General features: G+C 64.3%; 19 protein-coding genes. 14 read left to right on the forward strand and 5 right to left on the reverse strand.

Annotated features, from left to right (window positions below):
• Positions 1-161: 161 nt before the first annotated feature.
• Positions 162-959, reverse strand: a complete 798-nt coding sequence (locus AB1384_13535) for an electron transfer flavoprotein subunit beta/FixA family protein (GenBank protein MEW6555293.1) — start codon at positions 957-959, stop codon at positions 162-164.
• 10 nt (positions 960-969) lie between these two features.
• A complete protein-coding gene (locus tag AB1384_13540; GenBank protein ID MEW6555294.1) occupies positions 970-1,956 on the reverse strand; it encodes an electron transfer flavoprotein subunit alpha/FixB family protein in 987 nt (328 codons plus the stop codon).
• A gap of 344 nt (positions 1,957-2,300) precedes the next feature.
• On the opposite strand from AB1384_13540, the gene AB1384_13545 reads away from it, so the two are divergent.
• The 8 genes from AB1384_13545 to AB1384_13580 all read left to right on the forward strand — a co-directional run bounded on the left by AB1384_13545 (position 2,301) and on the right by AB1384_13580 (position 10,690).
• Complete coding sequence (locus AB1384_13545; GenBank protein ID MEW6555295.1) at positions 2,301-3,800, forward strand: radical SAM protein; 1,500 nt, start codon at positions 2,301-2,303, stop codon at positions 3,798-3,800.
• Positions 3,801-3,802: 2 nt separating this feature from the next.
• The gene (locus AB1384_13550; protein ID MEW6555296.1) at positions 3,803-4,132 is read left to right on the forward strand and encodes a hypothetical protein; all 330 of its coding nucleotides are present in this window, start codon (positions 3,803-3,805) and stop codon (positions 4,130-4,132) included.
• 52 nt (positions 4,133-4,184) lie between these two features.
• Positions 4,185-5,645, forward strand: a complete 1,461-nt coding sequence (locus AB1384_13555; protein ID MEW6555297.1) for a zinc ribbon domain-containing protein — start codon at positions 4,185-4,187, stop codon at positions 5,643-5,645.
• 1 nt (position 5,646) lies between these two features.
• Positions 5,647-6,852 carry an acetyl-CoA acetyltransferase gene (locus AB1384_13560; protein MEW6555298.1) on the forward strand — a complete coding sequence of 402 codons (1,206 nt, stop codon included), beginning with the start codon at positions 5,647-5,649 and terminating at the stop codon, positions 6,850-6,852.
• A gap of 281 nt (positions 6,853-7,133) precedes the next feature.
• Complete coding sequence (locus tag AB1384_13565) at positions 7,134-7,883, forward strand: class I SAM-dependent methyltransferase (GenBank protein ID MEW6555299.1); 750 nt, start codon at positions 7,134-7,136, stop codon at positions 7,881-7,883.
• A gap of 103 nt (positions 7,884-7,986) precedes the next feature.
• Positions 7,987-8,964 (forward strand): C-GCAxxG-C-C family protein, encoded by a 978-nt coding sequence (locus tag AB1384_13570; GenBank protein ID MEW6555300.1) that lies wholly within the window; start codon positions 7,987-7,989, stop codon positions 8,962-8,964.
• Positions 8,965-9,001: 37 nt separating this feature from the next.
• Positions 9,002-9,949 (forward strand): nitronate monooxygenase, encoded by a 948-nt coding sequence (locus AB1384_13575; protein ID MEW6555301.1) that lies wholly within the window; start codon positions 9,002-9,004, stop codon positions 9,947-9,949.
• A 3-nt stretch (positions 9,950-9,952) separates the two neighbouring features.
• The gene (locus AB1384_13580; protein MEW6555302.1) at positions 9,953-10,690 is read left to right on the forward strand and encodes a class I SAM-dependent methyltransferase; all 738 of its coding nucleotides are present in this window, start codon (positions 9,953-9,955) and stop codon (positions 10,688-10,690) included.
• Between the two features lie 3 nt (positions 10,691-10,693).
• Here the strand turns inward: AB1384_13580 and AB1384_13585 are convergent, their stop codons facing one another.
• Positions 10,694-10,912, reverse strand: coding sequence for a hypothetical protein (locus AB1384_13585; protein MEW6555303.1), 219 nt, complete (start codon positions 10,910-10,912; stop codon positions 10,694-10,696).
• Positions 10,913-11,145: 233 nt separating this feature from the next.
• Between AB1384_13585 and AB1384_13590 the strand changes: the two genes are divergently transcribed.
• The 4 genes from AB1384_13590 to AB1384_13605 are packed head-to-tail and all read left to right on the forward strand — an operon-like array spanning position 11,146 to position 14,466.
• Positions 11,146-11,604: a Zn-ribbon domain-containing OB-fold protein gene (locus AB1384_13590; GenBank protein MEW6555304.1), complete on the forward strand. Its 459-nt coding sequence runs from the start codon at positions 11,146-11,148 to the stop codon at positions 11,602-11,604.
• Positions 11,605-11,617: 13 nt separating this feature from the next.
• On the forward strand, positions 11,618-12,763 hold the full coding sequence (locus AB1384_13595) for a thiolase family protein (GenBank protein MEW6555305.1): 1,146 nt from the start codon (positions 11,618-11,620) through the stop codon (positions 12,761-12,763).
• Between the two features lie 13 nt (positions 12,764-12,776).
• A complete protein-coding gene (locus tag AB1384_13600) occupies positions 12,777-14,009 on the forward strand; it encodes a hypothetical protein (GenBank protein ID MEW6555306.1) in 1,233 nt (410 codons plus the stop codon).
• 10 nt (positions 14,010-14,019) lie between these two features.
• Entirely contained in the window at positions 14,020-14,466 is a 447-nt protein-coding gene (locus tag AB1384_13605; GenBank protein ID MEW6555307.1) for a Zn-ribbon domain-containing OB-fold protein, read from the forward strand.
• 115 nt (positions 14,467-14,581) lie between these two features.
• On the opposite strand, the gene AB1384_13610 is transcribed toward AB1384_13605, so the two are convergent.
• A complete protein-coding gene (locus AB1384_13610) occupies positions 14,582-15,736 on the reverse strand; it encodes an aminotransferase class V-fold PLP-dependent enzyme (GenBank protein MEW6555308.1) in 1,155 nt (384 codons plus the stop codon).
• Positions 15,737-15,924: 188 nt separating this feature from the next.
• Between AB1384_13610 and AB1384_13615 the strand changes: the two genes are divergently transcribed.
• A complete protein-coding gene (locus tag AB1384_13615) occupies positions 15,925-18,315 on the forward strand; it encodes a C40 family peptidase (protein ID MEW6555309.1) in 2,391 nt (796 codons plus the stop codon).
• A gap of 37 nt (positions 18,316-18,352) precedes the next feature.
• On the forward strand, positions 18,353-18,745 hold the full coding sequence (locus tag AB1384_13620; GenBank protein MEW6555310.1) for a metallopeptidase family protein: 393 nt from the start codon (positions 18,353-18,355) through the stop codon (positions 18,743-18,745).
• Between the two features lie 106 nt (positions 18,746-18,851).
• On the opposite strand, the gene AB1384_13625 is transcribed toward AB1384_13620, so the two are convergent.
• A complete protein-coding gene (locus AB1384_13625) occupies positions 18,852-19,601 on the reverse strand; it encodes an acyl-CoA dehydratase activase (protein ID MEW6555311.1) in 750 nt (249 codons plus the stop codon).
• Positions 19,602-19,660 lie beyond the last annotated feature (59 nt).

Genomic DNA, 19,660 nt, shown 5'->3' on the forward strand with positions numbered 1-19,660 from the left:
CCCGACAGACGTACGTTCTTCTCCCCGTAGGGTGGGGTAAGGATCTATCCTGTCCCCACTTGCCATTGCCTGAGACCAATGCCCCTTCGAAAGGACCGTCAAGACCTGACTCCCGTTTCCCATCGCCTCATATCTGCGAAGCCGCTGTCCTGAAGCGGCAGCTATATCACTTTTTCCTGCCTCAGCAATTGCGCCAGCTTGCGACCGGCCTCCTCCGGGGTATCCCCCTCCACCAGCGTGCAACGCCTCTCGCGCGATGGGGCCGTGAGTCTGACCGTCTCGACCCGGCCAAGTCCGGCCGGTTCCACGCCGAGGTCCGCGAGGCCGAGCACCGTCTGCGGCAGGGCCTTGCCCGCCTTGATGGCCTGCAGGCTCGGGTAGCGCAGGTCGCCCACCTCGCCGGAGACGGTGACCAGCGCCGGCAGCGGCGCCTCCACCACCTCATAGCCGTCGGGCAGTACCCGCTCCACCACCACCCGGCCGTCCGCTATTTCCACCTTCTGGGCCAGGGTGATGGCCGGGATGCCCAGGAGCTGGGCTAGGCCCAGGCCCACCATCCCGGCGTTGGTGTCCGCGGCCTGCCGCCCGCACAGTATGAGGTCGAAGGGGCCCGCCTTTCCGATTGCTGCCGCGAGTAGCCGCGCGGTAGCGAAGGGATCCAGAAGCGCAGCGTCAAGGGCTTCCGCGTCCACCAGGAGGGAGGCGTCTGCCCCGGCGGCTACCGCCTTGAGGATAACCGCCTTGGAGAGCCCTTTTCCCAGCGAGAGCAGGGTAATATTGGCGCCGCTCGTCTCCTTGATGCGGATGGCCGCTTCCAGGGCGTTCTCGTCGAAGGGATTGATCACCGGTGGTATACCGCGCGCGGTGACCCTGCGCTCCTCAGCGTTGATCTCGAAGGAGGAAGGTGGACCTTCGGGGTCGGGGACCTGCTTGGCGCAGACGATGATGTTGATAGCCATGGCACTCTCCCTATTCCTGCATGATTTCCCTGAGCGCGGCGGAGAAGGAGGGGAGCACCTGCCTCCAGTCTCCTACCACGCCGTAATCAGCGACCTTGAAGATGTAGGCGTCGGGGTCCTTGTTGATGGCCACGATCTTTCCCGACTCGCCCATACCGGACAGATGCTGGGTGGAACCGGATATGGCCACTGCGATATAGATGTCGGGGGCGACGACCTTGCCGGTTATGCCCACCTGGCAGGTACTGGCAGCCCAGCCCGAGTCCACGGGCGGGCGGGAAGCGCCCACTGCGCCGCTCAGGATACCGGCGATCTCCGTGAGTTGCGCGAAACCATCCTCGCCGCCCATGCCCCTGCCTCCCGACACCACCACGGGGGCTTCCTCCAGCGGGCACTCCCGGGACTGGAGGACCTCCCTCTCTTTGAGCGACAGCCGGGAGGATGCGGGCACGGCGGTCTCCAGCGGCGTGACCGCCGCGGCGGAGGAAGGCTGCGGCGCTTCGCCCACCCTCGCCCTCACCGTGGCCATGACCTTGGAGGTGCCGACCTTCTGGGTGGCGATGGCGTTGCCGCCGTAGATGGGACGGGTGAGGAGGATGTCTCCGCCGTCCACCTCGAGAGCGACACAGTCGGTCACCAGACCGCAGTCCAGCGAGAACGCCAGACGGGGGAAAAGGTCCTGCCCCAGGGAGGTGTGTCCGGCCAGCAGCACCCGGGGCGGCCGGGATTCCAGGAAAGGGACCAGGGCCCCAACGTAGAGCTCCGGATCGTAACGGGAAAGCGCCGGGTCGTCCAGGAACAGGACCTCATCTGGCCCGTAGAGTGCCAGTTCCTGCGCTGCTTCCCGCACCCCGGCGCCGAGCACGAGGGTGCTGACCCTCTCGCCCAGCCTTGAAGCGAGGTCTCTTCCCAGCCCGATCAGTTCGAGCGTGACTGCTGTCGGTTTTTCCGCCTCTCCAATCTCGGCCAGGATGTAAATGCCTTGCGTGTCCGCCAATGTGATCAAACCTCCTGACGTTCTTTTACCGGGAAGCCTTTATGTATACATAAAACGGCAAACACTTCTCTTTACAAACAGAAGAACACGACCTGTTGCCGCCTACGGATGATGCTAGGACTGAAGCCGCGTTTGAAATATGACTGGCTGTCACATTTTATCAGAGCGATATGCGGCGGTCAATAGATATTTAACATAATCGTATTTTTTGTATGGCGAATCCCTCCGGGCGCTATTCTTCTGGCAGTAAGGGCGTCTTGCTGGTATAAATAGACTGGTGTGCGCGGGACAGGCTCCCCGCGCATGAGCGCTGAAAACACAGACCGTACTAGCGCGAGGCAGTGATGAACGTACTATTCGTACACACCGAACAGGACCCCTATTCACCTGAAAAGCCGCTGGAGATCCTGGAGAGGGTGCAGTTCGGGATATCATATATCTCCTCGGTGCTGAAGCAGGCCGGCCACCGCACCAGGCTGGTCGTGCTGTGCGAGGAGACGGTCGGCACCATCGACGATCATATCGAGGACTTCGACCCCCGCCTAGTCTGTTTCACCTCGGTTTTCACGGAGTACCACATCATCAGCAAGGTGGCGTCGAGGGTGAAGAGGGGCCATCCGGAGCTCTTCACGCTGCTGGGCGGACCCCACGCCACCCTCAAACCCCACGAGTGCCTGGCCGAAGGCACCTTCGACGCGGTCTGCGTGGGAGAGGGTGAATACGCCACCCTCGAGCTGGTAGAGCAGCTGGAGAAAGGCGTCCATCCTTCCGGCATCCCCAACCTGATCCTGGTGCAGCCGGACGGTTCGGTGGAGAGTAACGCGCCCCGGCCGTTCCTGGAGGACCTGGACAGCCTGCCCTTCCCCGACCGCGAGATGTGGGCACCCTGGTGCGCCAACCCCGACTCGCGCCCCTCCGTGCTGGTGGGGAGGGGGTGTCCCTTCAACTGCACCTACTGCTGCAACCACGCCCTGCGCAAGACGGCCTCCGGCAAGTACGTGCGCCTGCGCAGCCCGCATAACGTGGTGCTCGAGCTGAAGGCGATGAAGGAGGCGGAGCCCACCTTCGGCGAGGCCTACCTGGAAGTCGAGACCCTGGGCGTGAACAAGGAATGGGCCATGGATCTCTGTGATGAGCTGCAGGAGTTCAACGCGGGCCTGGAATATCCCATCACCTTCGGCACCAACCTGAGGGTCACGCCAAACGCGGACTACGACGAGCTCTTCGCCGCCCTGGCGAGAGCCAATTTCCGCTTCGTGAACATCGGGCTGGAATCGGGGAGCGAGAGGATAAGGAGAGAGGTCCTGAAGCGGCGCTACTCCAACCAGGACATCATCAGGACAGTGGAGACCGCGAGAAAACACGGGCTGCAGGTGGGAATCTATAATCTCATCGGACTGCCAGGGGAGACGCCGCGCGATTTTCGAGAGACCACGCGGGTGAACCGTGCCTGCCAGCCGGACTGGTTCCTGCTCTCGGTCTTCTACCCGTATCCCGGGACTGAGCTCAGCGACACCTGTTACCGCCTGGGGCTGCTGGACGGACCGGCCGACCCCTACCTGGAGCGCAGGAGGCCAGTGCTGGACATGCCCCAGTTCAGCAAGGGGCAGGTGGGAAGGAGGCGCGACTGGTTCCCCCTGCTCGTTTACGGCGGACACCGCCCCACCAGGGAACTGCTCTGGCTGGTTTCCCTTGCCAAGATATACTCCAACCGCCGTCTGGCGGACCTGCACCGGCGTTTCATGGAGATGTATTACGCGAAAAAGGCGCGCGATTACCGGGATGCACCGGAGATGGTCTTCGCCCGCAGGGAGAGGACGGTCGGAGGCGGGGGGACGGGATAAGCATGGCCGAACACATTCACCAGGTGATCGGTGAGGAGATCAGGAGCATCGCGGGCTATTATTCTGTACTGGAAGAGGGCGTGTTAGAATACAATGGCCGGGAACTGCTGTACCTGGTGCAGATGGCGGCCATCGAGACATCTTGTTGCGGCCGCGGAGGTATGGGGTTCATCCTGGTACCCGGCTACATCAACGCCCTCAAAGCACGGCGGAACGATGACGGCCTGTGGGTATCGGACGTCGAAAGGGTCGAGGGGGAAGAGAATCGCAGGGAGATAACCAGGCTGTTACTTGCGCTCCACCCCGGTTTCCAGCAGGTAAATTTCGCCTGAAGCAATATCGGCTGTTCTTTCAGAGCAAGGTCAAAGGGAAGGGAGGATGGACATGGTCGGTATCACATCATTTGGCGGCTACGTACCCCGCTACCGTCTCAACCGCATGATCGTCTTCGGCAGCATGGGCTGGCTGAACCCGGTGATCATCACCAACGCGCGGGGGGAGAAGGCCGTCGCCAACTTCGACGAGGACTCCATCACCATGGCCGTGGCCGCGGGCATGGACTGCCTCAGGGGCGTTGACCGCTCGAGCATCGACGCGGTCTATTATGCCAGCACCACCGCTCCCTACAGGGAGAGGCAGAACGCCAACATCGTGGCCGGGGCCCTGGGAGCCGGCGAGACGATACGCACCGCGGATTTCGCGGCGTCCCTCAAGTCCGGGACCACGGCACTGCTCTCCGCCCTGGAGTTCGCGGCCGCCAACCCGGGCAGCAAGGCCGTGGTCTGCGCCGCCGACTGCCGCCTGGGAAGGATGGCCTCCACCCAGGAGATGGTCTTCGGCGACGGGGGCGGAGCGCTCATGGTGGGAGACACCGACGTCATCGCCGAGTACAAGGGAAGCCACTCCATTTCATACGATTTCGTGGACCACCTGCGCGGGGCGAGGACCAAGTACGACCGCATGTGGGAGGAGCGGTGGATCCGTGACCTGGGGTACGGCGGTTTCATCCCCGAGGTGGTCAACGGACTGTGCGCGAAGTACGGGCTCAGCCCCGCCGACTTCGACAAGGTCGTCTACCCCTGCTATTACGGCGGGGCGCGCAAGAAGATCAACGCCATGTTCGGCGAGGGAGAGGGCAAAGTCCAGGACGACATGCTGGGGACGGTGGGCGACACTGGCAGCGGCCATCCCCTGCTGATGATGGCGGGGGCACTGGAGACCGCCAAGCCGGGAGAAAAGATCCTGCTCGTATCCTTCGGCAGCGGCTGCGACGCCATGTGGTTCGAGGCCACGGACGCCGTTACCAAGGTACAGGACGGGCGCGGCGTATCGCGCTGGCTGGCCAGGCGCGCCGAACTGGACAACTACCAGAAATACCTGGTGTGGAGGGGCATGGCCCCGCCGGATCTGGGCGTGCGCGGGGAGGTCGACAAAGAGACGCGCTGGTCGCTGGTGTGGCGCAACCATAAGCAGATCCTCGGACTGGTAGGCGGCAAGTGCAAGGCCTGTGGCACCCAGCAGTTCCCGGCGGGACGCATGTGCGCCAACCCCGATTGCGGTGCCGTGGACCAGATGGACGAGGTCTACCTCGCCGACAAGGGAGGGACAATCTTCACCTACACCGGGGACATGCTGGCCGCCTCCCTGAATCCACCGGCCGCATACGGAACGGTATCCTTCAACGGCGGGGGAAGGACAGTCCTCGACTTCACCGACTGCACCGTTGAGGACCTGGCCGTGGGCAACCCCGTCGACTTCAGTTTCCGCATCAAGTTCTACGATCCCAAGCGGGACATCACCAACTACTTCTGGAAGGCGATCCCCGCGGTCGAGGAGGTGAAGTGATATGGCAGAGGGCATCAGGGACAAGGTGGTCATCCTGGGCATGGGATGCACCAGGTTCGGAGAGCGCTGGGACATGAGCGGCGGTGACCTTCTGGTGGAGTCCCTAACCGAAGCCCTGCAGGACGCGGGCATCGAGAAGAAGGACCTGCAGGCGGCATGGCTCGGCGTACACATCGACGAGATCAACATCGGCAAGGGCGGCACCTACGCCAGTACCGCCATGCATCTGCCGCTGATCCCGGTCAGCCGCCTGGACAACTTCTGCGCCTCGGGGACGGAGGCTTTCCGCGGCGCCGCTTACGGCGTAGCCTCGGGGGCTTGCGATATCGCCCTGGCCATCGGGGTGGAGAAGCTCAAGGACACCGGCTACGGCGGACTGCCCGATTCCCCCGCCTTCGGGCAGGAAATGGTCATGATCGGGCCCAACGCCACCGCGCCGGGCATGTTCGCCCAGCTGGCCACGGCCTACGCGGCCAAACACAAGATCTCCATGGACAGGGTGAAGGAAGCCATCACCCATGTCTCCTGGAAGAGCCATCAGAACGGGGCCAAGAACCCCCGCGCCCACCTCCGCAAGGCGGTCACCAAGGAGCAGATCATGGGCTCCCCCATGGTGGCCTATCCCCTGGGGCTCTTCGACTGCTGCGGCGTCTCTGACGGGTCGGCGGCGGCCATCGTCTGCACCCCGGAGATCGCCAAGAAGTTAAAGCCCAACGACCCCCTGGTCAAGGTGAAGGCCCTGCAGGTCGCGGTGAGCTCCGGCGAGGAAGCCATGTACGACAAGTGGGACGGGGCAAGCGTCCTGACCACGCGGGCGGCGTCCAAGCGGGCTTACGAGGAAGCGGGCATCAAGAACCCCCGTGAGGAGATCTCAATGATGGAGGTGCATGACTGCTTCTCCATCACCGAGCTGTGCACCATGGAGGACCTGTGGATATCGCCCGAGGGCGGAGCCCCGGAAGACATCCTCGGCGGATTCTACGACCTGGACGGGCAGATCCCCTGCCAGCCGGACGGCGGCCTGAAGTGCTTCGGGCACCCCATCGGCGCCTCGGGGATCCGCATGATCTTCGAGATGTACAACCAGCTCCTGGGGCGCTGGCCGGAGGACCGGGCGGTAAAGGACCCCAAGTTCGGGCTCACCCACAACCTGGGCGGCGTGCCCAACAACAACGTCTGCTCCATCGCCATCTTCGGCGTGGACTGAGCGAAGTAGAGAAAAAGGGCGCGGCCTGGTCCGCGCCCTTTTTTATTTATGCCACGTTTCCGCTTGCCGACGCCCCGTTCCATAACCCGCCGGTCTGGGCTGCCACGCGCGATCTGTTTCCCGAAGGGTGGTGCCGGGTCTCGAGTCTCGAATCCCAACGCAAAGGGCTTCAGCTATCGCCACAGCGAAACTCCGAGACCCGGCCCCACGTCCCATTACCTCCCACCCAACACCGGGTAGTAATATACTAAGGAATCATCCGGCGGCGAAAGGAAATAAACATGGCCTCGAGGTGGGAGGAGGTGGCGGAGGACTACGACCGCATCTTCCGCAAGGACGCCTATTACTACGACATCCTGGCGATGGTCGCCGACCGCGTGGAGGGGGCGGCCGGCGTCAGGGTCCTCGACCTGGGCTGCGGGACGGGAAACATCGTTGCGCTCCTGAACGAAAGGTACCCCCTGGTGGAGCTCTGCGGGGTCGACCCCGCGGACAACATGGTGGCGCTGGCAACGGACCGTTTCCACGCCGTGCCCAAGGTGCAGATATTGAAGGGGGAAGGCACCAAGATACCGTGTCCATCCGAGAGCTTCGACTACGTCGTCTCCAACCTCGCCCTGCACCACGTCGTGCCCGAGCTGCGCGTGCTCTGCGCGGCGGAGATAGCAAGGGTGCTCAAACCGGGCGGGAGGCTGGTATACTCCGATCTCTTCTGGGACATGCCCGGAGACAGGGAGGACCCCGCGCGCTGCCGCGACATCATCGACAAGATCGTCGCCTACGCGCTCTACAACCTGGAGATAGGGGCGCGCGAGATGATGCTCTTCCTGTTCGAGCAGCTCCCCTTGCACCTGTCGGAGAAGGACGAGTACGTCACGGTGGTCGAGGACTGGCTACAGGCCCTGTCGGAAGGCGGCCTCGCCGGCCTGGAGGTCATCGCCACGCCGCGCCCCGAGTTCGCCTTCAAACTGGTGAGCGGGCACAAACCGCGAGCAAAGGGATCAGGCCTTGTTTCTTGCATGATAGAATAGGATGTCATCAATAAAGCGGCTGGTAGATAGGCGGCAAAATGGAAAGATATGGCATACATACCTGGATATCCGAAAAACATGACCTTACCCCATGGAGGTGGAAATGGACGGGATGGTGAACATGATCGTCTCCACGTACGCCCGCGGACGCATCATCAAGTACTTGAACTGTATGCAGGCTACCTTCGGTACCCTGGAGGGGTACTTGGGAGTGTCTGAGCGCACGGCCCTCACCGCGTCCTGCCCCCTGGAGGGGGGAGGCGCGAGCGAGGGTTCCACCTGCGGCGTGGTCTCCGGCGGATGCCTGGGGATAACCCTGGCTCACCTGGCGGACGTCCTCTCGGGTGAGGCCGGGAAGGGGGAGGCCCTCTACGAGAGGCTGCGCGAATATACGGGCTGGTTCGAGCGGGAGTTCCGCTCCACGCTCTGCCGCGAGCGCTGCGGCGTCGACGTAAAGGAGATAGCGGGTTTCGCCAACTACCTTATCACCGGAAAGGTGGTCACGCGCTGCATAAACCATATCGGCCAGGCAGTGAACCGTCTCATCGAGCTGATGAACCGGCCCCTGGAGGGCGGTGGGGAGACTACGGAACTGGACCGGCGTCTGGCCGGCAGCGGGGGATACTGCGGCGCCGAGGTGCTGCGCGGCGTACGCGCGGACACCGGCTACGGGAGCCTCTTTCTCGAGCAGCTCTCGCTGGGCTTCGACGGCGGTATCGGCCTCTCGGGGGGGCTGTGCGGGGCGCTGGCGGGAGCGCTGCTCCCCATGGGCCTCATATGGGGCATCGACCCCAAGAAGGAAGGACTGGTCGGCACGCTCGTCCCCTTCCTGCGCGGCCACTACAATCTCTACTTCGACCGCCAGGAGCCGGAGCTGTGGGCGGTTGCCAACCCCTTTATGCGCGAGTTCAAGGCCAGGTACGGCTCGCTGGAATGCCGGGACATCGTAGGGCGTTCCTTTACCAGCGGGGGCGAGCTGGCGGAGCACATGGCCGGTTCGGCCACATGCGCGGAGATAAAAGGGTGGTGCCGGGAGCGGACGACGGCGCTCATCACCGCCAACACCGTCTTCTCGAGGTGAGGACGGAGAAGCCGCCGGAAACGGGAGGGAGAGAGATATGAAGAGCAGGGTGCCCGGGATCCTGGGTGTACAGTACCCCGTCCTGCAGGGCGGGATGATCTGGGTCTCCGACGCGGGTCTGGCGGCGGCGGTTTCACAGGCGGGAGGCCTGGGCGTCATCGGCGCCGGGGGTATGGCGGCGGAGACGGTGGAAGAGGAGATCGCGAGGGCCAGGGAACTCACCGACAAGCCCTTCGGCGTGAACATCCCCATCCTCAGCCCGTTCGCCGAAGGCATCTTCGAGGCGGCGGCGCGCATGGGCGTGCCCGTCCTGACCACCTCGGCCGGAAACCCCCGTACCTACACCGACCGCGCCCACGAGGCCGGGATGAGGGTGGTGCATGTGGTGTCCAACGTGCGCATGGCACACAAGGCCCAGGAGGCGGGCGTTGACGTCATCGTGGCCGAGGGCTACGAGGCCGGGGGCCACAATGGATTCGACGAGTTGACCACCATGGTGCTGGTGCCGCAGGTGGTGGACGCCGTGGACGTGCCGGTGGTCGCCGCGGGCGGCATAGGCGACGCGCGTGGCATGGTTGCGGCCTTTGCCCTGGGCGCCGAGGGGGTGCAGCTCGGGACCCGATTCCTGGCCAGCGTGGAGAGCCCGGCCCACCCCCGTTTCAAGGAACTCATCCTGGGTGCCGGAGACTGTTCCACCGTGATCACCGGCCGGTCTTTCGGTCCGGTGCGTGTGCTCAGGAACCAGCTGGCAGAGACGATACTGCAGGCTGAGAGGGAGGGGTGGCCCCCGGAGAAGGTACAGGAGATGATCGGGTCCGGCCGTTCCGTAAAGGCCTGCCTGGAGGGCGACCTGGAAGAGGGCTCCTTCATGAGCGGCCAGGTTGCGGGCATGATCGGGGAAATCAGGAGCGCGGCGCAGATCGTCGCGGAACTGGTCGGAGGATACCGCGAGGTCGCGGCCGGCCTGTCCGATGGAGGAGCATAGGGCTTGAAACTGCACGATACGGCATACACCTCCATCTACGAGAGAGAGGACGAGCACTGGTGGTTCCTGGGACGCCGCAAGGTGCTTGCGGCCCTGCTCGCCGGGGTCGACCCCCCGGGTGACTGGCGCGTGCTCGATGTGGGGTGCGGCACCGGCGGCAACTTCTCGTTCCTGGACGCTTACGGCCACGTGGAGGGTTGCGACTACTCCGAGGAGGCCATCCGTTTCTGCAACCTGCGGGGCACGCACCTGGCGCGCGAGGCCAGCATCTACGAGCTGCCTTACGCGGACGGCTCCTTCGACCTGGTCACCTGCCTGGACGTCATCGAGCACCTGCGCTTCGACCTCCCCGCCTTCCGGGAGCTGCACCGCGTGCTGCGTAAGGGGGGATACCTGCTGGCGACGCTCCCCTTCGGCCCCCATCTCTACAACGATTTCGACTGCCTGGCCGGACACCTGCGCCGCTACACCAAGGCCGAGATGAGGATGCTGCTCGCCGAGGGCGGCTTCGAGCCGCTGCGGCTCACCTGCTACACTTCGCTGGTCCACCCCCTCATCCGTTATTACATGTGGCGGGGGAGCATCACCAGCGGCCGCAACAGGTATACCCAGGGCATGCAGACCCTGATACCTTCGTCGAACCGCGCCCTGACGCTGGCCCAGGACCTCGAGGCGCTCATCGTGTCCCGCTGGGACCTGCGCCGGGGATCGTCGGTGGCCACCCTCGCCGTTAAAAGATAGAGGTCAGCTGACCCCACCGTCGATATCGGAGATGCGGTCCGCCACGTAACGCTGGGCGGAATAGAGGTCGGAGAAGGTCTCGCCGCGAAAGCGGTAGTCGCCGTGGCGTCCCTTGACGCGGATGAGTTCCCTGCCGCTCTTGCGGACCCGCACGCGGTAAAACGTGACCCTTACATAGCCCTGCTCTCCGAGGAACTTCCTCCTCAGAACGATATCCGACATGACCACCTCCTGCTCGCCAACCATAGTATCGTTAAGTGGCCTGCCGCCACTTGAGGCGGACGCAACGGCCGGTGACCGCGGAGACACAGGTTAAAAGTATTAAGCAATAGTTAAGGCATTTACATCCTGGCTGATCCAGTATAGGATTGAAAAGCTGACAGGCTTTTGATCGGGCTAATAACGCTTCGCAGGATGATGGTATCGGGGTACCCGTATACGTAAAGGAGGGAGAGATGGGAGCAACAGAAGAAGCTTATTTCACCCCGGTGGTGCCGATGGACTTCACCTACAACTATCGTGTGGGCCACTATCTTCAGCGCTACCTCGACGGCTTCAAGGAGAAGAAGGTCCTCGGGGCCAAGTGTCCGGAATGCGGACAGGTTGTGGTGCCGCCGCGAAAGTACTGCGGATCATGCAATAAGGTCCGCGAGGAGTTCGTCGAGTTGTCCCAGGAAGGCACGCTGGAGAATTTCACCGTCGGCCACGTAACCCTGGTAAAAGGGAAGTTGAACGAGGTGGAGAGCCCTTACCTCGTCGGGATGATCAAGCTCGACGGGGCGGACAACCTGCTGCTCGCCAGGGTCGAGGGGCTGCCGGTGGGGGAGGCAAAGACGGGCATGCGCCTCAGGGCGGTATGGAAGGACCAGGCCGAGGGGGACTATTCCGACCTCGACCATTTCGAGCCGGTTTAAGGGGGTGAGGGGATTGGATAACAAGGTAGCGATCGTGGGTTTCAGGATGGCCGCCGCGCCGGATATCGAGATCACCCGCGAGCGGCTCGCTTTCAACCTGACCAGGGGGCTCTTCGACGACCTGGGCATCGAGCGGGACGACGTCGGCACCACCATCATCTGCTCCAACGATTTCCTGGACGGGAGGACCATCTCCAACGTCTTCCTCGACCCCCACGTCGGGGCCTATATGAAGGACGAGAGCAAGGTGGAGATGGACGGACTCAACGCCCTGGCCTACGCGGCCATGCGCATCCTCTCCGGCCAGTACGAGACGGCGCTGGTGGCGAGCCTGGGCCTTACTGGCTCGCAGGCAAGCCCCTACCTGCATATCGAATACACCATGGATGCCAGCTACGACCGCCCCATGAAGCTGCTCAACGAGCTCGCGGCGGCGGCCCTGCAGGCGAAGAGTTACCTCGCGGAGCACGGTTACTCCGAGGGGCTGCTGGACGAGGTGGCGGCGAAGGACCTCGCCAATGCCGCCGGCAACCCCAACCAGGCCCGCCGCATGCCCGGCATCACCGCGGAGCAGGTGGCAGCCTCGGCCATGTACTACGAGCCACTGCGCGAGTTGCACTGCTATCCCCCCACCGATGGGGGGTGCATGATGCTGCTGGCGTCCGAGAAGAAGGCCGGGGAGCTTTGCGACAAGCCGGTGTGGATACTGGGCATGGGCCGCAGTACCGACAACTATTATCTGGGTGACCGCGACCTCGCGACCTCGCTTTCGGCTTCCCAGGCGGCCGCGAAGGCCTGCGAGGCGGCGGGCATCAAGGACCCCGCCGGGGAGATCGACTTCGCCGAGATCTCCTCGCTCTTCGCCCACCAGGAACCGCTTTTCGCGGAGGCCATGGGCCTGATGGAGAGCGGAAAGGCGCCCGATGCTTACAGGGCCGGGGATACCGCGATAAACGGCAGGCTCCCCATCAACCCGTCCGGGGGGCCCCTGGGCGGGCACCCCATAAGCTCGACCGGCCTCATCCGGGCCGCGGAAACCGTGCTGCAGCTCCGGGGAGAGGCGGGCGAGAACCAGGTCACGAAGGCGGATGTGGCCCTTGTACACGGGCAGGACGGGTTGTGCGCGCAGCAGAGCGTCGTCTTCGTCCTGGGGACCTGAGGAGGTGGTCTGGATGCGTAACGTCGGGATAATCGGCATAGGATATACACCGGTCTTCGTGAGCAAGAGGAAGGACGTGAATATCCCCGAGATGATCTCGGAGGCGGTGGACGCCGCCTTCGTCAATACCGGCCTCACGCCCGCGGACATCGACGCCATCGTCTTCGGGAACATGCACACCTTCGAGGGGGTGAACCTGCCCCACCTCTGGGCGGCGGAACACATCCGCTCCCTGGGCAAGCCGGTGATGCGCATCGCCACCGGGGGCACCACGGGCATGGCTGCCTTCCACGCCGGCTATTATAACGTGGCTTCCGGGCTGGCGGACGTGGTGATGGTGGTCACCTACGAGAAGCACTCCGAGGGCGATGCCCAGGTGGGCCTCATGGGCATCATCACCCCCGAGCTGATGACCATGCTGTCTGCCGGCATAGACGTCACCGGGGGCAGCGGCATGGGGGCCATCGGGGGCGGCAGCGCGGGGGGCATCTCCTTCCAGGCCTCCTCTTATCTCTATCACTCCGGTGCGGGCATCGAGCACATAGACGCCCAGGCCGCCCTGGAACGACGCAACGCGGCCAAGAACCCCTATGCCCACCTCAAGGACCCCGAGGCCACGGCGGAGAAGATCGCGCAGACGCCGCTGGTGTCGTGGCCCATACGCTTCGGCCATATCTGCCCTACGACGGACGGGGCAACTGTGTGCATCCTGGCCTCCGAGGAGAGGGCGGCCAAATTGGCGGACAAGACGGCCTGGGTGCTCTCGGTGGCCAATTGCGCGTCGGACGCCACCACCGCCAACCTCATCGAGAGCCAGATCACCGACCCCGCTGAGCACCGCCCGGCGGTCATCGCCTCGAGGCAGGCCTACGAGCGGGCGGGCATCGTCGACCCCAAGAAGGAGATCGACTACGTGGAGATCTACAACGGCTTCGCCCACCAGACCCTCATGTACCTGGAGAAGATAGGAATGTGCGAGGTCGGAGAGGCCCACAAACTGCAGGAGGCTGGCGAGCTGGAGATGAGCGGGCGCTGTCCCGTGAACGCCTCCGGCGGCGTGGTCAGCACCAACGCCATCGGCACTTCCGCCCTCAACCGGGTCACCGAGTGCGCCCTGCAGGTCATGGGACAGGCGGGGGAGCACCAGGTGGAGAAGGACGTGCACAAAGCCCTGGCCCACGGGTGGGGCGGTATGATGCAGTACGTGACCATCACCATCCTGGGCGATAAGCCCAAGAAGGGTTAAGGGGGTGCTCATGATGGAAGAAACGCGTGAAGTCCAAGGCACCTGGGACCTCTCTACCCTCAAGTTCCGCATCGAGGGAGTCGGCCTGCGCCGTATGCTGGACGGCATGAAGGAAGGCAAGCTCATCGGGACCAAGTGCCACAAATGCGGCACCGTCTACCTGCCGGGACCCTTTAACTGCCGCAAGTGCCACATCGCCATTAACGAGCCCGCCGAGGTCAGCGACCACGGGGAGATCATGACCTTCACCATCGGCTACGCGGACGTGCGGGGAAACCCCCTGGAAGAGCCCCGCGTCGCCCCGGTGGTGAAGCTGGACGGGTGCGACTCATGGATCATGGGGGTGCTGCAGGGGGTCAAGCCCGAGGATGTCCACGTGGGCATGCGGGTAAAAGTGCAGTGGGCAGAAAACCTGACCGGCTCCCTGCAGGATATGGCGTATTACGTGCCGGAATAGCATGGTGTTCGGGCTCGGGCCCTATTCCGGCCCGAGCCCGGGGCTAACGGTCTGTGCCAGTGGTTCTTTTCCGCCCCGGCGAAAAGGCTGGTCACGTACTGTCGGGTTTCCTGGGCTATGCCCGGGAGGAGGTGATCTCGCCCAGGGCCTGTAGCAGGTAGTCCACGTCGTCGGCGGCGTTCAGGTAGCTGAAGCTGGCGCGCACCGTGCCTCCCGCGAGGGTGCCTATGGTGCTGTGGGCCAGGGGCGAGCAATGCAGCCCGGAGCGGACGCAGATGCCGTACCTCTCGTCCAGGCGCGAGGCCACCTCGGACGAGGTGAAGCCCGCGAGGTTGAGGGAGACCACCCCCACCCTGCTCTCCCATTCAAGGGGCCCGTAGACGGTGGCACCGGGAAGGCGCGCGAGGCCGTCCAGGAAGCGCCGAGTGAGCCCTTCTTCATGGCGGCGGACCTCCCCAACCCCCTTTTCCATGACGAATTGCACCCCTGCGCGCAAGCCCGCCAGGCCAGTGGCGTTGAGGGTCCCGCTCTCGTATCGGTCGGGAAGGAAGTCCGGCTGGGTCGAGCTCTCGGAACGGCTGCCGGTACCCCCGTAGCACAGGGGCTCCACCTCCGCGCCCGGCGCTATATAGAGAACCCCGGTGCCCTGGGGGCCGAATAGTTCCTTGTGCCCGGAGAAGGCCAGGTACTGTATGCCCATGTCCTCCGGGTCCAGCTCGCACCTGCCGGCGGTCTGGGCGGCGTCCAGAAGCAGGGGGATTCCGCGGCTTGCGGCCAGGGAGGCGATGTCTGAAAGGGGCAGCAGGCTCCCGGTGACGTTGGAGGCATGGGTGCAGACGATAAGGCGGGTCTCGGGAAGCAGGGCGGCCCGCAGCGCGGAGACCTGCAGGCTTCCGTCGGGGGAACAGGGCACGATGCTGTAGGAGACGTCCTCACGCCTCGCCATGGCCTCCAGGGGGCGCCATACCGAGTTGTGTTCAAGCGCGGTCATGACCGCGTGCCCCCCTGAACCGAGTACCCCCTGGATGGCGGTGTTCAGCGCCTCGGTGGCGTTCCTGGTGAAGACGATACGTGAGGGGTCCTTGACCTTCAGCAATCCGGCCACGGCATCGCGCGCCAGCAGCACTTCGCGGCCCGCCTGCAGTGACAGGCGGTGGCCGCTGCGGCCGGGATTGCCCCCCGAATCGCGCGCGAAGCGGTCCATGGCCCGATACACCACCTCCGGCTTAGGGAAGGTGGTGGCGGCATTGTCCAGGTACGTGACGCGCAAAGAGGCCTCCTCCTCCGAGGTTCAGAACCGGGACTATGATAACATGCCACGGAACAAGGTAAGAGGGCGGCACGTCAAGAAGTCCTATGGTGCCGAGGCAGCGAAGGCCCAGCTAGACACGGTGCGAGGTAAAGGAAGCGGGCGCCGGAGACGATGTCTTAAGTGACCGCAGGATGCGAGGGAATTGCATGGGTAACAAATCGGCACACAAGCTGCTCGTTCTCTTGGTTGCGGCAGCGCTGCTGCTTGCCGCCTCTTTTGCGTGCGCCCTTCAGGGCGAGGGCAGGGCGCAGGCCCAGGGCACTTTCAACGATATCGGGAGCCAGCCCGCCGAGATACAGGAGGCCATAGGATATGCGGCCGCGGCGGGATATATGCAAGGCTACCCCGACGGAGGCTTCCACCCCGCCGAGGCCACATCCAGGATCGATTGCGCCCGTGCCCTGGTGACCATATCCGACCATGAGGGAGAGGCCGCGGACCCCTCCATAACCTTCACCGACCTGCCCGCGTCCGACCCCAATTTCATCTGGGCGAACCTGGCGGTGAAGTACGGGCTCCTCGACCGTTTAGCGGACGGCTCCTTCGCTCCCGGCCAGGGCGTGCTCTTCGAGCGCGTGGCCATGGGCGCGGCGGCGGCGATGGGCATGGGCGACGCCGCACAGAACGTGAACAGCCTCATCAGCGGCACTCCCTATTACGGCGGGGCCATGGCCGTGTTCATGGACCTCCGCCTCAAGTACCGCTACAGCAAGGTATGGCCGGGATGGACCTATCCCAGGGGAGAGATGGCCCTGACGCTGTACCGAATGGACCACGTGGACAGCTGGCGCCCGTGGTACGTCAGGGACAGCTACAGCGCCGCGCGCTGTGTGCTGCCTCCCGCCACCCCCGGCCAGGCGCAGGCGATGAGCTTCGCATTCGAACGCCTCGGCTGCCCCTATCTCTACGGGGGGGAGCGGGATTCCGAGGGTGGGTTCGACTGTTCGGGCTTCGTCTACAACACCCTCTGTATCCGCATGGGCTACCCCATGATGCGCGTGGCCGATGACCAGGCCCGCGACGACCGCTATCTCTTCGTCCCCAGGGGAGCGCTGCAGCCGGGTGACGCCATATTCTTCTACGACGAGGCCAACGGCAACCCGACCGATTACATCGGTCATGCCGGCATGTACGTGGGCAACGGCCTCTTCATCCACTCCGGCAGCTCCAACGGCGGTATAAGCATCGACTGCCTGGACAACAACGACTACTACGGCACCCACTTCGCGTGGGGCAGAAGGGTGGTGGGTGGCCCGTACAACGACAGGTTCGACACCTACCTCCTGCTCTATAACCCCTCCGGCCAGGAGCTTCCCGTGGACGTACGCTACCTGCGTCCCCAGGCCGCGCCACAGATACAGACCTACGCATTGGCCCCGCATAGCCGCTTCACCGTCCCCGTGGACAACCTCTTCCCCGCCGACGAGGTATCGATGGAAGTCAGCGCGCCGTCGCCGGGAGTGGTGGCGGAGCGGGCCATGTACTTCGACTACGAGGGCTGGGCGGACGGCGGCCATGCCGCGGTGGGGATGGCCCAGGCCACCCTGCACGGCTTTTTCGCGGAGGGCTACACTGGCGACGGTTTCGATACCTGGCTATTGCTGGCCAATCCCGAGGACCGCGTAGCCCAGGTCGAGGTTACCTACCTCCTCGAGGGGGGAGCACCCGTGGTGAAGACCTATGACCTGGCGCCGGCGAGCCGTTTCACCGTCCTGGTCAACGGCGTGGCAGGTATCGCGCCCGGGAACGTGGGCATGAGCTTCCGCTCTCTCAACGGGGTCAAGGTGGCGGCGGAGCGCGCCATGTACTTCAATTACGCCGGCAAGCGCGACGGGCACTGCTCCCAGGCCATAACCGAGACATCGCAGCAGCTCTACCTGGCGGAAGGCTACACGGGGAGTGGCTTCGATACCTGGTTGCTGCTGGCCAACCCGAACACGGCCGCGGCCGAGGTCCAGATCTCCTACCTGGTGCAGGGCGGCCAGAACGTCACTGAGACCAGGACGGTGCCCGCCCAGTCGCGCCTGACCGTCTACGCCGAGGACAAGGTGGTGGACAGCTCCTTCGGCACCACCATAACCTCGCTCAACGGTGTAGGCGTGGTGGCGGAGAGGGCTATGTACTTCGACTACGGCGGGGGGATGCGGGGCGGCCACTGCTCGGCGGCGGTCAAGCAGCCCAGGAACAGCCTGTGCCTGGCCGAGGGCTACACCGGTGGATATTTCGACACCTGGGTCCTCGTGGCCAACCCCAACGGGGGAGACGCCACGGCCCGCCTCACCTTCGCCAGGGAGGACGGGGTCGAGGTGACCAGGGACGTTACCATACCCGCCCTTTCTCGGTTCAGCCTGTGCGTGAACCAGGTCCCGGGGCTGGAGGAGTGCGCCTTCTCCACCCGGGTCGACGCGAACCTGCCGGTATTCGTGGAACGCTCCATGTATTTCTATTACGAGGATTACTCCGGCGGCACCAACTGCCCGGCCCTGCAGGGCCCATCCGAGCACCGTTTCTTCGCCGAGGGTTATACTGGCGGCTAGCGGCGGTCCATGCCGCGGAAAGGAGCGGACCCTCGCCTTGACAGCGCTCAAAGACCGGCCGAGCCTGGAGGAATTCGAGGACCTGGTGGAAGAGGCCCTTGCCGCCTTCCCCGAAGAGTTCCAGCGCCTGGCCTTCGACAATCTAGCCATCGTCGTGGAGGATATCGCCTCACCCGCCGATGCAGACAGCGCGGGTGTGCGGGACCCCATGCACCTGTTGGGGATCTATTCCGGAGTACCTTACACGCAGTGGGGGAGAGACCACTTCGTGCACGCTCCGGACGTCATAAGGATCTACCGCCTGCCAATCCTGTCCGAGGCGCGCACCGATGAGGAGATCCGCGAGAAAGTGCGCAACGTGGTACTTCACGAACTGGGTCACCGCGCCGGCCTGGACGAGAGGAAACTCCGGGACCTCGGCATATATTAGAGCGACCTATCGATGGGGTCAGCCCCTGACATGTGACATTTACTCGATCTGACAAGATTGAAGTAGATACCGCCATTTAAATGTCACATGTCAGGGGCTGACCCCATCAGAGGCTGACCCCGCCGGACAGGGCGGCGCCGAGGGCGCCCACGATCTGCGGGTCCTCGGGGATGGAAAGCGGAAGGCCCAGCCTCTTCTCCAGCAGGGTCGCGAGACAGGGATTGCGCGCCACCCCGCCCGCGAAGACCACCTCCCGCTCTATGCCAACCCTCTTCATCAGGGACACGGAACGGTCGCAGATGGCCTCGTGCAGCCCGCGGGCGATCTCCGGCCGGGGGGTGCCGCGGGCGATGAGCCCGGTCACCTCGGATTCGGCGAAGACCGTGCACATGCTGGAGATCTTCACCTCCGCCTCGGTCTCCAGGGCAATACGCCCCATCTCATCGAGGGACAGTCCCATGGCGGCGGCCATGACCTCGAGGAACTTACCGGTGCCCGCGGCGCAGCGGTCGTTCATCTGGAAGTCGATCACCTTGCCGCCGGGACCCAGGGAGATGGCCTTGGTGTCCTGCCCGCCGATGTCGAGGATGGTGCGGCAGTCGGGAAAGAAGCGGTGGCAGCCCAGGGCGAAGGCCTTGATCTCCGTGATGGTGCGGTCGGCGAAGTTGGCCTGGGCCAGGTGGCGGCCGTATCCAGTGGCCACCAGGACGTCGAAATCCCTTCCCTCCAGGAGCAGGCGGCACTGCTCCAGGGGGTCGAAGGTGGTCTCCACCACCTCGCCGCGCAGGATGTCGCCGCCATCCACCTCCACCAGGGCAATGGTGCGCGAGCCGATATCCAGACCTCCGATGGCCACTGTTTTCTCCAGGCTTTACTCATGGGGGGCGCATGCCCTGCGAGCAGGCAGTTCGCTCC

Source organism: Actinomycetota bacterium, assembly GCA_040757835.1.
Classification (GTDB): domain Bacteria; phylum Actinomycetota; class Geothermincolia; order Geothermincolales; family RBG-13-55-18; genus SURF-21.